This is a genomic window from Micromonospora carbonacea (genome assembly GCF_014205165.1).
In the GTDB taxonomy this organism is placed as follows: domain Bacteria; phylum Actinomycetota; class Actinomycetes; order Mycobacteriales; family Micromonosporaceae; genus Micromonospora; species Micromonospora carbonacea.
Map to the genome: position 1 here is coordinate 2778423 of NZ_JACHMZ010000001.1, position 13255 is coordinate 2791677.

The window sequence follows — 13255 nt, forward strand, 5'->3', positions numbered from 1 at the left end:
CCGCCCAGCGCAAACGCGCGGATCGGGCGGCCGCGGTGTTGACAGGGGGCCCCTGCGCTACCGGAAGCGTGAACAGGGTGCCCTTCCTTGCTCCGGCGTCAGGCGGGTTGCAGGGGGCGGGTCGCGGTCTGCCGAACCCTCTCGTACAGCCCGACGTACGCGCGCGCCATCACCGCCGGGGTGAACCGGGTCGCCGCCTCCCGGCGGCACTCGTCGCCGTCGAGCACGCTCGCGGCCAGCAGCAGGTCGGCCAGCTCGTCCTCGTCGGCGGTGAGCAGCCCGGTGCGGCCGTGCTCGATCAGCTCCGGCAGGCAGCCGCGGGCCGTCGCCACGACCGGGGTGCCCAGCGCCAGGGACTCGACCACGGCCGTGCCGCCGGGTTCCTCCCAGCGCAGCGGGAACAGCGCGGCGCGGGCCCCGGCCAGCAGGTCGTCGCGGTCCCGCCCGGCGACCGTGCCGACCCAGCGGACCAGGTCGCCGTCGACGTGCGGGGCCACCTCGTCGTAGAAGAACCGCACGTCCGGGTTCTGCCGGGCCTCGTCGCCCGCCGCGGCCAGGTCCTGCGGCCGGTGGTACGGCCCGACCGGACCGGCGAGCACCAGCGGCACGCCGACCCGCCGCGCCAGCCGCGCGCCGACGTCCTGGCCCTTGCCCGGGTTGATCCGGCCCAGGATGACCAGGTGGTCGCCCTTGTCCGGCCGGGGCCGCCGGTCGGCGTCGACCGCGAGCGGGGTGGACAGGTGCACGTGGCCGACCGAGTGCTCCCGCAGCGCCCGGGGCGCGCGGGCCAGCTGTGCGGCGGAGACCCCGTTGACCCGCACCCGGTCGCCGCCGTCGAGGTTGCCGTACAGGTCGGGGTGCTTGGCCAGGTCCCAGTGCAGGGTGTGCAGCACCGGCGGGCCCTGCGGGCCCATGGCCGCGAGGGTGGCCAGGCCGACGGCCTCCACATGGTCGTGCACCAGGTCGATGTCGTCGCGGGCGTGCAGCGCGCGCACCACGCCGCCCAGGTGCGCCTGGGAGATGCCGCAGACCTGGTTGTACGGCCGTTGCAGCGCGGGGAACTGGCCGTCGCCGAAGACCGCGATCTTCTCGTCGACGGGCAGGGTGCTGCTCTCCACGGAGGCGAGGACCACCCGCACGCCCAACCTGCGCAGCTCCGGCACGAGGGTGGCGATCACGTTCTCGATCCCGCCGTAGCCGGGCGGCGGCACGGACAGCCACGGGCCGGCGTTCATCAGGACGGTGAGGCTCATGCGGGCACCCGACGCCGGGGCACCCGGTGCCGCAGCTCCGCCAGGGGCGGGCGCTCCTCGACCGAGACGTCGCTGACGACGATCTCCCGGTCGAGGTTCGGCAGCGCGTCGGAGCCGCCCCGCCGGAACTGGGTCAGCAGGGCGGCCGGCACGGCGTCGGGGTTGGCCCAGCCCCGCCGCTGCAACCGGGACCAGGCGGTCAGCATGATCTGCGCCGACATCCGGCCCAGCGCCGCCGTGTCCTGGTGCCGGTGCCGGCGCTCGCCCAGGTCCACCTGGGCCAACGCGTCCAGGCCGAGCAGGTCGAGCAGGTCGATCAGCATCGCCGTCTCCACCCCGTAGCCGGAGACGAACGGCACCCGCTCCAGCACGTCGCGGCGGCCGGCGTACTCGCCCGCGAGGGGCTGGACGAAGCCGGCCAGCTCCGGCCAGAACAGGTTGAGCAGGGGGCGGGCCATCAGCTCGGTGACCCGGCCGCCCCCGTCGGCCTCCACGCTGGCCGTCCCCACCAGCGGCCGGTGGTAGAACCCCTTGACGAAGTCGACCGTCGGGTCGGTCAGCAGCGGCCCGATCAGGCCGGTGACGAAGTGCGGGCGGAACTCGTGCAGGTCGGCGTCGACGAACGCGACCACGTCGCCCTCGGCCGCCGCCAGCCCGGCCCACAGCGCGTCGCCCTTGCCGGTCAGCCGGGGCAGCCCCCGCGTCATCTCGTCCTGGCCGACGACCTCCGCGCCGGCGGCCCGGGCCACCTGCGCGGTCCGGTCGGTCGACCGGGAGTCGACCACGATCAGCTCGTCGACCAGGGCCACCCGGTCCATCAGGTGCTCGCGGATGGTCGACACGATCGCGCCGACCGTCGCCTCCTCGTTACGCGCCGGCAGGACCACGCTGACCCGGCTGTCGCCCTTGGCGCGCAGCAGCCGCCGCGACGTCCACTCGGCCGCCGAACTGGTCCGGTATGTCGCCCATGCCTCCACCACCGGTGTCACACTCGCCTCTGCATCCCGCACTGACGCACCCCCAGATCGTGGTGGAAGACGCGGAGTACGGGATTCCCAATCCCGCCCGCGCGCTAACCGGATTGTCGCTAACAGCTTGATCACGGGCCGCGCCCCCACCGGTTTTGGGCAGGTGAACGTTTGATTGCGCGCCCACCGGGCAGTGTCCGTCGCGCGGAAGGCGAAAGCGTGGCGAAGGGACGTGCCGATGCGCGGATGCCGGGTGGGACTGGTCGGGGCCGGCGGGGTGGCGCAGCGCCACGCCCGGGTGCTGGCCGGCTTCGACGACGTCGAGCTCCTCGGCGTGACCGACGTGGCGCGCGACGCCGCGACCGCCCTGGCCGACGCGCACGGGGCGCGGACGTTCCCCGACGTCGGCGAGCTGCTCGCCGCCGGCCCCGACGCGGTGTACGTCTGCGTGCCGCCCTTCGCGCACGGGTCGGTGGAGGAGGCGGTGATCGCCGCCGGGGTGCCCATGTTCGTGGAGAAGCCCGTCGCGGTGGACCTGGACACCGCCGAGCGGATCGCCGACCTGGTGGCCCGGCGCGGGCTGCTCACCGGCGTGGGCCACCACTGGCGGTACCTGCACGTGGTGCAGCGGGCGCGCGAGCTGCTCGCCGACCGGCCGGTGCGGATGGTCGGCGGCGCGTGGCTGGACAGGGTGCCCCCGGTCGCCTGGTGGGCGCGGCGGGACCGCTCCGGCGGCCCCGTGGTCGAGCAGGCCGCGCACGTGCTCGACCTGATGCGGGTGCTCGCCGGTGAGGTGACGGAGGTGACCGCGTACGGCGACGGTGCCCCGCCGCCCGTCGACGACGCCGACATCGACTCGGTGACCACCGCCGCCCTGCGCTTCGCCAGCGGGGCGGTGGGCACCGTCTCCGCCGCCTGCGTCCTGGGCTGGAAGCACCGGGCCGGGCTGGAGGTGCTGGCCGACGGCCTCGCCCTGAGCCTGACCGAGGACGGCCTCACCGTCCGCGACGCCGACGGCGAGCGGCACCTGCCGGCCAGCCCCGACGGGGCCCGCGTCGCCGTCGACCGGGCCTTCGTCGACGCGGTCCGGGGGGTCGGCGACGACGTGCGGGTCCCGTACGCCGAGGCGCTGCGCACCCAGCGGCTGGCCCTCGCGATCGCCGAGAGCGCCCGCACCGGGCGACCGGTGTCCCTGCCGACCGGTCCCGCCGCGGCCCCCCGCGTGCCGGTGCCGGCCACGACGCCGGTGGGCGTCGATGCGTGACCGGGTGGTGGTGGTCAGCGGCCCGGGGCGGGTCGAGCTGGTCGAGCAGGACGCCGACGAGCTGCGCGACGGCACCTTCCGGGTGCGGACCCTCTACAGCGGGGTCTCCGCCGGCACCGAGCTCAGCTTCGTCAAGGGCACCAACCCCTACCTCCACGCCACCTGGAACGCCGGCCTGGGGCTGTTCCAGCCGGGCGGGGCGGGCAGCCCGTACCCGGTGACCCGGCTCGGCTACATGCAGGTGGGGCGGGTGGTGGACAGCCGCACGCCGGCCGTCGCCGTCGGCACGGTCGGTGCGATGACCTACGGCCACCGCACCTCCCACGTCGCCGACCCGCTCACCGAGCGGTTCGTGCCGCTGCCCGACGACCTCGACCCCCTGCTCGGCGTCTACGTCGCGCACATGGGCCCGATCTGCGCCAACGGGCTGCTGCACGCCGCCGCCGACCTGCGCGGCACCGACGTGCGCTCCCTCGGCGACGGCGTCGCCGGCCGCCGGGTCGCGGTGGTCGGCGGCGGCGTGGTGGCCCTGCTCACCGCCCTGTTCGCCCGCCACCACGGCGCGGCGTCGGTGGTGGTGCTCGACCCCACCCCGCAGCGGCGGGCGGTCGCCGAGGCGCTCGGGCTGGCGACCCTCGACCCGGACGCCGACGACCCGGCCGTGGTGCTGAAGACCCGGTGGCACCACGCCCCGGGCGACCGGGGCGCCGACGTCGTCTTCCAGTGCCGGGGCCAGGCGTGGGCGTTGCAGCTCGCCCTGCGCCTGCTGCGCCCCCAGGGCGTCGTGATCGACCTGGCCTTCTACCAGGGGGGCGCGGACGCCGTCCGCCTCGGCGAGGAGTTCCACCACAACGGGCTGTCGCTGCGCTGTGCCCAGATCGGGCGGGTGCCGCGCGGGCTCGCCCCGACCTGGGACCGGGAGCGGCTGTCGGCCGAGACCGTCGACCTGCTGCGGGCGTACGGTGACCGGATCCGCACGCGTCTCGTGTCGGCGGTGGTGCCCTTCGACCAGGCCCCGGAGCTGCTCACCGACCTGGCCGAACGCCGGCGACAGGAGTTGCAGGTGGTGTTGACCGGCTGACCGGGCCGCACGATCGGGCCCGGGTCGCGTACCGTTGCGGCTCATGGGTGTGTCGCAACGGTTGAAGAGCAGGTTCCGTCGGTTCCTCCAGCGCCCGGGCACCACGGTCGACCTGGGCCCGCTGGAGAAGTTGCTGCCGGCCATCGAGGCCCGTGAGGAGGAGCTGTCGGCGCTGACCGACGCCGAGCTCACCGAGGCCGCCGGCTCCGCCACGGGCTACGAGGAGATCTGCGCGATCGGCCGCGAGGCCGCCCGGCGCGGGCTGGACCAGCGGCCGTACGACGTGCAGTTGCTCGGCGCGATGGCCCTGCTCTCCGGCAAGGTCGCCGAGATGGCCACCGGTGAGGGCAAGACCCTGACCGCCGCGATCGCCGCGTACGGGCACGTCCGGCTCGGCAACGGCCCGGTGCACGTGCTCACCGTCAACGACTACCTGGCCCGCCGCGACGCGCGCTGGATGGAGCCGGTCTACGCGCTGCTCGGGCTGAGCGTCGGCTGGGTCAACGAGGCGTCCACCCCGCAGGAGCGCCGCGACGCCTACGCCTGCGACGTCACCTACGTCTCGGTCAGCGAGGCCGGCTTCGACTACCTGCGCGACCAGCTCGTCACCGACCTCGACGACCGGGTCCAGCCGGCGCTGCGCACGGCGATCGTCGACGAGGCCGACTCCATCCTGATCGACGAGGCCCGGGTGCCGATGGTCCTCGCGGGCGCGGTCGGCGGCGAGCAGGACCCGGTGCACGCCGCCGCGGCGCTGGTGCGCGGCCTGCGCAAGGGCAAGCACTTCACGGTCGCCGAGGATGGCCGCAGCGTCGCGTTCACCTCCGCCGGCCTGGCGGCCGTGGAGGCCAAGCTCGGCGGCATCGACCTCTACGACACCGAGCACGTCGGGCAGCTCTCCGCCGTCAACGTGGCCCTGCACGCGTACGCCCTGCTGCACCGCGACGTCGACTACATCGTGCGGGACGGCTCCGTGGAGCTGATCGACGAGATGCGCGGCCGGGTGGCCCAGCGCCGCCGCTGGCCCGACGGCCTCCAGGCGGCCGTGGAGGCGAAGGAGGGGCTCGACGCCACCGCCGAGGGCGAGGTGCTGGGCACGATCGCCGTGCAGGCGTACATCGCGCTCTACCCGAAGGTGTGCGGCATGACCGCCACGGCGGTGCTGGTCGGCGACCAGCTGCGCGAGTTCTTCGGCCTGGAGGTGGCGGTGATCCCGCCGAACACCCCCTGCGTGCGCGAGGACGAGCCGGACCGCATCTACGCCACCCGGGCCGAGAAGGACGAGGCGCTGGTCGACGAGATCAGGCGCTGCCACGACAAGGGCCGGCCGGTGCTGGTCGGCACCCTCGACGTCAAGGAGTCCGAGCAGCTCGCCGTCGGGCTGGAGGCCGCCGGGGTGCCGTGCGTGGTGCTCAACGCCAAGAACGACGACGACGAGGCGGCGATCATCGCCGAGGCCGGCGCGTACGGCGCGGTCACCGTCTCCACCCAGATGGCCGGGCGGGGCGTCGACATCCGGCTCGGCGGCAGCGACTCGGCCGACGCGGAGCGGGTCGCCGAGCTGGGTGGCCTCTACGTCATCGGCAGCGGCCGGCACGACAGCCGCCGCGTCGACGACCAGCTGCGCGGCCGGGCCGGCCGGCAGGGCGACCCGGGCGGGTCGGTGTTCTTCGTCAGCCTGGAGGACGACCTCGTGGTCCGGCACGCCGGAGACGCCATCCCGGCGTCGCCCCGGATGAACGCCGACGGCCTGGTCACCGACCCGCAGGTCGACTATGCCGTGGAGCACGCCCAGCGGGTCGCCGAGGGCGTCAACCACGAGATCCACCGCAACACGTGGCGCTACAGCGTGGTGATCGAGCAGCAGCGCAAGGCCCTCGCCGAGCGGCGGGAGCGGCTGCTGACCAGCGACATCGCCGCGCTGATGCTGCTGGAGCGGGTGCCGGAGAAGGCCGAGGAGATGGACGAGGACCTGCTGGCCCGGGCGGCCCGGTCGATCGCCCTGTTCCACCTCGACCGGCTGTGGGCCGAGCACCTCGCCGAGCTGTCCGAGGTGCGCGAGGGCGTGCACCTGCGCGCGCTGGGCCGGCTCGACCCGCTCGACGAGTTCCACCGGGCGGCGGTGCCGGCGTTCAACGCGCTGGTGCCGGAGATCGAGGCGCGCACCATCGCCACGTTCGACGAGACCGAGTTCGACGAGGACTGGGAGCCGGACGCCTCGACGCTGGTGCGGCCGTCGGCGACGTGGACGTACCTCGTCCACGACAACCCGTTCGGCTCGGAGCTGGACCGGCTCATCGCCTCGGTGGGGCGTCGACTCAGCGCCGCCCCGCGCTGAGGTGCTACTTTTCGGCCGTTTCGACCCGGCTTGCCGGGGGTACTAGCGCGCGTCGAATGAATCGGGAGAGCACAGACGATGAGACAGCGCAGGGGCGGCACGGGGCGTCGCCGGCCGGCGTTCCCGGCGGGGGCAGTGGCCCGGTGAACCTGGAGACGCGGGTCGCCGGCACCGAGACCCTGAGCGTGCTGGAGACGGCGGCGCTGCTGCGGGAGCTCACCGCCGGCCTGATCGCGGTGACGGATTTCGACACGGCGCTCGTCCGGTTGGTCGGGATCGCCCAGGCGGCCGTCGCCGGGGTCGCCTGGTGCGGCTTCACGGCGCTGCGGGCCGGCGAGCCGGCCGGGGTGGCCGCCTCCGACCCGGCCCTCGCCGGCCTGGACGACCTGAGCGACGGCCCGGACACGCCGGCGCTGAGCGCCATCCACCGCCGCGAGATGGTCCTCGCCGAGGACCTCGGGCGGGAGTCGCGCTGGCCGGACTGGACGGCCCGGGCCCGGCGGGTGGGGGTGCGCGGCGTCATCTCCGCGCCGGTCGACGTCGACGAGCAGGTCATCGGGGCGATCAACCTCTACGCCTCGACGCCGGACGCGTTGACCACCCGGCACCAGCTCACGGCGATGCTCCTCGCCGAGCACGCCGGGCTGCTGCTGGCCGCCGTCCGGAACCGGGAGCGGTGGGCCGCCGAGGCCAGCGAGCGGCACGCGGCCCTGCTCGGCGAGGGGGTGGTCGGGCAGGCGATCGGCGTCATCATGACCCAGCGCGGCTGCCCCGCCCCGGAGGCCCTGGAGGTGCTCCGCAGCGCGGCGAGGTCGCTGGCCATCCCGCTGCGCGAGGTCGCCGAACGCCTGGTGGCCACGGTCGCCCGCCCCCGGGAGGGCTAGCCGGGCCGGGCGGGCCGGCGCGCCGGCCACCGGTCTGTCGGCGATCCGACGGCCGTTTCCCTGCGGCGGCCGGCGGGTAGCACCCTGGACCGGTGAGCTGACGCGACCAGGGGAGGGCCACGATGGAGAGCCGACTGCGGGTGCACGGGCATCCCATCCAACCGATGCTGGTGACGTTCCCGTTCGGGCTCTTCGTCAGCGCCACCGTCTTCGACCTGGCCGACGTGGTCGGGGGGCCCGCCTTCCTCGGCGAGGTCGGCTACTGGACGTCCGTCGCCGCCCTGGTGGCCGCCGCGCTGTCCACCGTCGCGGGGATGGTCGACCTGTGGGACGCCGCGGGCGACCCGACCCGCCGCCTGAAGATCACCTTCAACCTGGTCAACGCGGCGATGGCCGCGCTGTTCCTGCTGACCTGCCTGATCCGGGCGCACTCGCCGCAGCGCGGCGCGACGGGCGTCATGCTCGCCGCCGAGCTGGTCGCCCTCGGGCTGGGCGGGGCCGGGGTGTGGCTCGGCGCCCGCCTGATGCGGCAGTTCGAGTCCGGGCGCGCCGAGGCGGGCACCCTCGACGCGCTGGGCCCGGTGGCGGGCTCCACCGTGGAGATCGTCCGGCCCCGCGCCTGAAACCGGTTGTCCCGGCGGCCGGGCGCGGCGATGCTATCCGCCCATGAGCGGAAAGCGGGGATTCGAGGAGCTGGTCGCCGAGGGCGCGTCCGTGCCCGTGCAGGGCTGGGACTTCTCCTGGCTGCACGGGCGGGCCAGCGAGGAGCGGCCGCCGTGGGGCTACGCCCGCCTCGTGGCCGACCGGATGGCCCGGGCCGACGCGGCGCTGGACGTCGACACCGGCGGCGGGGAGGTCCTCGCCGAGGTGCCCCGCCCGCCCCGGGTCCTGCTGGCCACCGAGGCGTGGCCGCCCAACGTGGAGGTGGCCCGGCGTCACCTGCGCCCGGTCGGCGCGACGGTGCTCCAGGTCGCCGAGGGCGGCGGCCTGCCGGTGGGCGACGCCACCCTGGACCTCGTGGTGAGCCGGCACCCCGTGCGCACCCGCTGGGACGAGGTCGCCCGGGTGCTGCGGCCCGGCGGGACGTTCCTGTCCCAGCAGATCCGCGGCGGCACCGTCCGGGAGCTGAGCGAGGCGATGCTGGGCCCGCTGCCTCCGCCTCGGCGGCAGCTTCCCGGCCAGGCCGTCGCCGCCGCCGAGGCGGCCGGGCTGCGGGTGCTCGACCTGCGCGAGGCGAGCCTGCGCACGGTCTTCCACGACATCGCGGCGGTGGTCTACTTCCTGCGCAAGGTGGTCTGGACGGTGCCCGGGTTCACCGTCGAGGGCTTCCGGCCGCAGCTCGCCCGCCTGCACGACCGGATCGAGGCCGACGGGCCGTTCGTGGCCCACGCCCGCCGGTTCCTGATCGAGGCGGTCCGGCCGAAGCTCGCCGTCAGGTCATGAGAGCGCTGTCGCGGCGGGGGTGTCGAGGTGCCCGGTCAGGCGCTCCCAGTTGCCCGAGCCGATAGCGATCTTCTCCTCGTGGGTGAACGGCGCGTCCACCAGGAAGGAGCGTGCGACCCCGTTGCTGGTGTCGAGGAACGGGAACCCGCCGGGTCGGGTGCCGAACGTGTAGGGGTAGTCGGTGGAGTAGACCATGCGTTCGGTGCCGACGATCTCCGCCGTCCAGCGCAGGTACCGCTCGCTGACGGTGCCGCTGCCGGCGATCCAGAAGTTGTGCTTGAAGTAGTCGAGCAGGGGTCGTTGGAGCTTGGCGTTGTGGGCGAGGATTCCGGTGTGGTCGAGGTAGAAGAGCACGAGCTCGCCCCAGTGGCCGGCCACGATCTGCAGGTCGGGGTGGCGGTCGAACACTCCTGAGAAGATCATGCGCAGGTACTGCACGCCCAGGTCGTAGTACCAGCCGAGCCCGGCTGTCGCCAGCCCCATGCCGGCCGCCCCGAGGCCGGAGTAGTAGGCGGCGACGACGGTTCGGGTGGGCGTCTGCGGGTGGAAGTGCAGCGGCACGCGTAGGCGTTCCGCCGCCGCGTAGAGGTCGTCAAAGGCGGGGTGGTCGGCCAGGTCCTCGCCGGTGCGTCCGTACAGCATCGCGCCCCGCAGACCCAGCTTGGTGACCGCGTACTCCAACTCGTGGACGGCTGCGACGGGGTCCGGGGTGGGGACGGCCGCCCACGCCTGGAAGCGGTCCGGGTGTTCTGCAACCGCGGCGGCCAGTTGTTCGTTGGCCTCGCGCGCGACCGCGACGGAGTCCGCGGGCCTGAGGTTCTGCACGCCGGGTGAGTTGAGGGACAGCACGGCGACGTCGACGCCCTGGTTGTCCATGTCGGCGATGCGTTCCTCGCCGAGGCTGCGCAGCCGACGGGCAAAGGGGTCGTCTCCGTAGCCCAGGTGCGGGTTCGTCGGGATGCCGCCCCTGACCCATCCCTCCAGGTTGGCGGGGAGTGCGACGTGCTCTTCGAGAGCGACGATCCTGATTCTGCCTGACATGTGGTGCCGTCCTTCCCGGGTGGCGGCACCACCGCCCAGCCCGTCATAATGTTTCCGTTGAAAACGATGGAACCGTATCAGTGGTCCTAACGCTGAATCAACACATCTGTTATCGTTGCTAACGTGAGGAAGGTCGACACCAGCTCCGGGCGCGACGTGGTCCGCGCCAAGATCGTCGAAGCCGCTGCGCAACTGCTCAGCGAGGGCGGCGCACGGGCCGTCACGACCCGGGCCGTCGCGGAGCGGGCGGGCGTGCAGGCACCCACGATCTATCGCCTCTTCGGCGACAAGGACGGCCTGGTCGAAGCGGTCGCCGAGTCGGTCATGCGGGACTACGCCTCCGCGAAGGCCGCCGACCTCGACGACGACCTGGACCCCGTCGGCGCGCTCCGCGCGGCCTGGCAGCGGCACATCGACTTCGGGCTGTCGAACCCCGAGCTGTACGTGATGCTGAGCGTCCACCCGAACGCGGACCCCTCCCCGGCGACCATCGACGGCATCCAGGTCCTGCGTCGGCACGTCGCCCGGATGGCCTCCGCAGGGCTCCTCGTCGTCAGCGAACGGCGAGCAGTCGACATGATCCACGCGACCGGCAGCGGGACGGTCCTCGCGCTCCTCGCCCAATCCTCCGATGTTCGCGACCATGGCCTCGCCGATGTCGTCTTCGGCGCCGTGCTCGCGGCGATCAGCGACCTCCGTCCCGCTGGCGTTGACCCCCGGCAGGACACGCTGGCGGCCCTGGTCCGGATCGGTGCGGTCGTCGGCGACCTCACCCCGCTCACCGCCCAGGAACGCGGGCTGCTGACCGAGTGGATCGAACGCTGCATACGGGCGTTCGAAGCATCCACCGCGACGTGAGCCCGCGGCAGGGCCTCGCGCGGAACCTCCCCGGGTGCCGTCGCTGAGGTGCTCCAGGGGCCGACTGACGTGCCCACCCGCAGCCGCCAGCTTCCCGCCCTCGCGGTCCGCGGGCATCTCCGGTCAGTCGTGCGCCTCGGCGTGGTGGGCGGCGAGCACGTCCGCGCCGAAGTCGCTGGCCGGGCGGCGCAGCACGGTGTGGGCGTGGTTGCCGTCGTCGGCGGTGTTGTCGTACTCGATCAGCAGGTCGTCGCCCTGCACCCGGTAGTAGTGGCGCTGCCCGGGCCCGGTGGGACCGGCCCAGGCGAAGTGCAGCGCCCCGCCGGCGAGCCGGCGGGCCTCCCGGGCGGCGAGCTGCGGCGGCAGCCGGTCCAGGTACACGGCGACGAGCTGGTCGAGCAGGGCCCGGCCGGTGGGGCCGAGCCGGTCGGCGGCCACCCCCAGCGGCGCGATCTGCCCGGCGACGCGCGGGCGGGTGGCGCTGACGATGTCGGCGGGCGCCTCGTCGGCGACGATCGCCGCCGCCCGTCCCGCCGGGCCGATGGCGTCGAGCAGGGCCCGGCCCAGGTCCTCCTCGACCCCGAGCGGCCGGGACACCGGGTGCCCGGCGTGCCGGACGGCGGCCGGGTTCGCGCCGAGGAAGACGGGGGCGGGGGAGACCCGGTCGTCGACCACGGTCATGCTCACCGACAGGTGGTGCCCCTCGAACCGCCAGGCCCACCGGTCGTCGCGGCCCGGGTCGCCGAAGACCGCCACCCAGTAGTCGCCGCTGTGCCGCCCGCGCCGCCAGCCCTCGGCCCGGTCGAGCACCTCCTCCAGCGCCACCACGGCCATCGCCTGCGCGTACGCCGCGGGGCTCAGCGCCGTGGCCAGCAGCCGGTGCGCGGCCTTGCGGCCCGCCCGGTCCAGGTCGGCCAGGCAGACCCCGGGGCGCGGCCGGGGACGGTACTCCAGCCACCGTCGGGCCGCGTCGTCGTCGAACCGGTGGCTGGCGCGGTCCCGCGCCGGCCCGTCCAACGCGCCGAGCAACGCGGCGCCGGCCGCGCGCATCTGTCGGGGCAGGGGATCGTCCACCGACCCTGTATACCCCGGCGGCGCGCGGTCAGGGTGCCGCGGGCGGGGTCGGCGCGCCGCCTGGTAGCTTGCCGGGCCGGTGCGGGAGGGGCGATGGGCGACGACAGGGTGTACGTGGGCAGGGCGGACGTGGACGGCCCCCGGGAGGGCGGCTGGCTGCTGGGGCACTTCATGCCGGCGGGCGATCCGCGGCACAGCGGCGACGTGGAGGTGAAGTGGGGCGTGCACGCGGCGGGGGAGGCCCGCTCCCGGTGGGCCACCGGCGAACGGCGCACGGCGCTGCTGGTGCTGGTCAGCGGCGGCCGCTTCCGGGTCGAGCTGCCGGATCGCACGGTGCTGCTCGCCGAGCCGGGTGACTACGTGGTGTGGGGGCGGGGCGTGGACCACTCCTGGTACGCCGAGCGCGAGTCGGTGCTGCTGACGGTGCGCTGGCCGTCGGTGCCGGGCTACCGGGTGGCCCCGCCGGTGCGCCGCTGAGCCGTGCGCGGGTCCACCGGTCGCCTCCCAGCATGTGGTATTACCTACTAAACCTATAGGCTTTACCTTCTATGCTGTCCGGGCACGCTCCGCCCGATCCCGTGAGGTCCGCATGGTAGTCAGCCGCCGTCCCGAGTCCGACCTGCTCGCCGTCGCCGCCCGGTGGGCGGCCGACCCGGCCGGCTGGCCGGTGCCGCTGCGCTTCGACCCCACACAGCGCTGGTACGCGCGCCTCGCGGCCGCCGCCGACCACGAGGTCTGGGCGCTGAGCTGGCTCCCCGGCCAGGGCACCGACCTGCACGACCACGGCGGCTCCTCCGGGGCCTTCCTGGTCGTGGACGGCGTCCTCACCGAGGAGACCGTCAGCGGCGGACGGCTGCGCCCGCACCGCCTCGCCGCCGGCGCCGGCCGCCGCTTCGGCGTCCGCCACGTGCACGTGGTCACCAACCGCGGCGACCAACCGGCGGTGAGTGTGCACGTCTACCGCCCCGCGCTGACCCGGATGACCCGCTACCGCCTCGTCGACGGCCGGCTGCGGGCGGCCGAGGTCGCCGAGGCCGGCGTCGCGTGGTGA

13 protein-coding genes are annotated in these 13255 nt (G+C 74.6%); 9 read left to right on the top strand and 4 right to left on the bottom strand.

Annotated elements, in window-relative coordinates; genetic code table 11:
• Positions 1-98: 98 nt before the first annotated feature.
• Entirely contained in the window at positions 99-1253 is a 1155-nt protein-coding gene (locus HDA31_RS12010; protein WP_178065124.1) for a glycosyltransferase, read from the bottom strand.
• Positions 1250-2230, bottom strand: coding sequence for a glucosyl-3-phosphoglycerate synthase (locus tag HDA31_RS12015; protein ID WP_246384691.1), 981 nt, complete (start codon positions 2228-2230; stop codon positions 1250-1252). The genes HDA31_RS12010 and HDA31_RS12015 overlap by 4 nt, the downstream gene beginning before the upstream one ends.
• A 229-nt stretch (positions 2231-2459) precedes the next feature.
• Between HDA31_RS12015 and HDA31_RS12020 the strand changes: the two genes are divergently transcribed.
• The 6 genes from HDA31_RS12020 (at position 2460) to HDA31_RS12045 (ending at position 9231) form a co-directional block, all read left to right on the top strand.
• Positions 2460-3485: a Gfo/Idh/MocA family protein gene (locus HDA31_RS12020; protein WP_178065126.1), complete on the top strand. Its 1026-nt coding sequence runs from the start codon at positions 2460-2462 to the stop codon at positions 3483-3485.
• Positions 3478-4566, top strand: coding sequence for a zinc-binding dehydrogenase (locus HDA31_RS12025; protein WP_178065127.1), 1089 nt, complete (start codon positions 3478-3480; stop codon positions 4564-4566). Before HDA31_RS12020 ends, HDA31_RS12025 begins: the two co-directional genes overlap by 8 nt.
• Before the next feature lie 43 nt (positions 4567-4609).
• Positions 4610-6904 (top strand): accessory Sec system translocase SecA2, encoded by a 2295-nt coding sequence (gene secA2, locus HDA31_RS12030; protein ID WP_074473332.1) that lies wholly within the window; start codon positions 4610-4612, stop codon positions 6902-6904.
• 143 nt (positions 6905-7047) lie between these two features.
• Complete coding sequence (locus HDA31_RS12035; protein ID WP_246383902.1) at positions 7048-7788, top strand: GAF and ANTAR domain-containing protein; 741 nt, start codon at positions 7048-7050, stop codon at positions 7786-7788.
• A gap of 122 nt (positions 7789-7910) precedes the next feature.
• The gene (locus HDA31_RS12040) at positions 7911-8411 is read left to right on the top strand and encodes a DUF2231 domain-containing protein (RefSeq protein WP_074473336.1); all 501 of its coding nucleotides are present in this window, start codon (positions 7911-7913) and stop codon (positions 8409-8411) included.
• Positions 8412-8454: 43 nt separating this feature from the next.
• The gene (locus HDA31_RS12045; RefSeq protein WP_178065129.1) at positions 8455-9231 is read left to right on the top strand and encodes a methyltransferase domain-containing protein; all 777 of its coding nucleotides are present in this window, start codon (positions 8455-8457) and stop codon (positions 9229-9231) included.
• On the opposite strand, the gene HDA31_RS12050 is transcribed toward HDA31_RS12045, so the two are convergent.
• Complete coding sequence (locus HDA31_RS12050; protein WP_178065130.1) at positions 9226-10272, bottom strand: amidohydrolase family protein; 1047 nt, start codon at positions 10270-10272, stop codon at positions 9226-9228. The two genes, HDA31_RS12045 and HDA31_RS12050, sit on opposite strands and share 6 nt — an antisense overlap.
• Before the next feature lie 123 nt (positions 10273-10395).
• On the opposite strand from HDA31_RS12050, the gene HDA31_RS12055 reads away from it, so the two are divergent.
• On the top strand, positions 10396-11130 hold the full coding sequence (locus HDA31_RS12055; RefSeq protein WP_074473342.1) for a TetR/AcrR family transcriptional regulator: 735 nt from the start codon (positions 10396-10398) through the stop codon (positions 11128-11130).
• A 123-nt stretch (positions 11131-11253) separates the two neighbouring features.
• Here the strand turns inward: HDA31_RS12055 and HDA31_RS12060 are convergent, their stop codons facing one another.
• Positions 11254-12204 carry a DUF3500 domain-containing protein gene (locus tag HDA31_RS12060; RefSeq protein WP_074473344.1) on the bottom strand — a complete coding sequence of 317 codons (951 nt, stop codon included), beginning with the start codon at positions 12202-12204 and terminating at the stop codon, positions 11254-11256.
• A gap of 93 nt (positions 12205-12297) precedes the next feature.
• On the opposite strand from HDA31_RS12060, the gene HDA31_RS12065 reads away from it, so the two are divergent.
• Complete coding sequence (locus HDA31_RS12065) at positions 12298-12681, top strand: cupin domain-containing protein (RefSeq protein ID WP_074473346.1); 384 nt, start codon at positions 12298-12300, stop codon at positions 12679-12681.
• A 112-nt stretch (positions 12682-12793) separates the two neighbouring features.
• Complete coding sequence (locus HDA31_RS12070) at positions 12794-13255, top strand: cysteine dioxygenase (RefSeq protein WP_178065131.1); 462 nt, start codon at positions 12794-12796, stop codon at positions 13253-13255.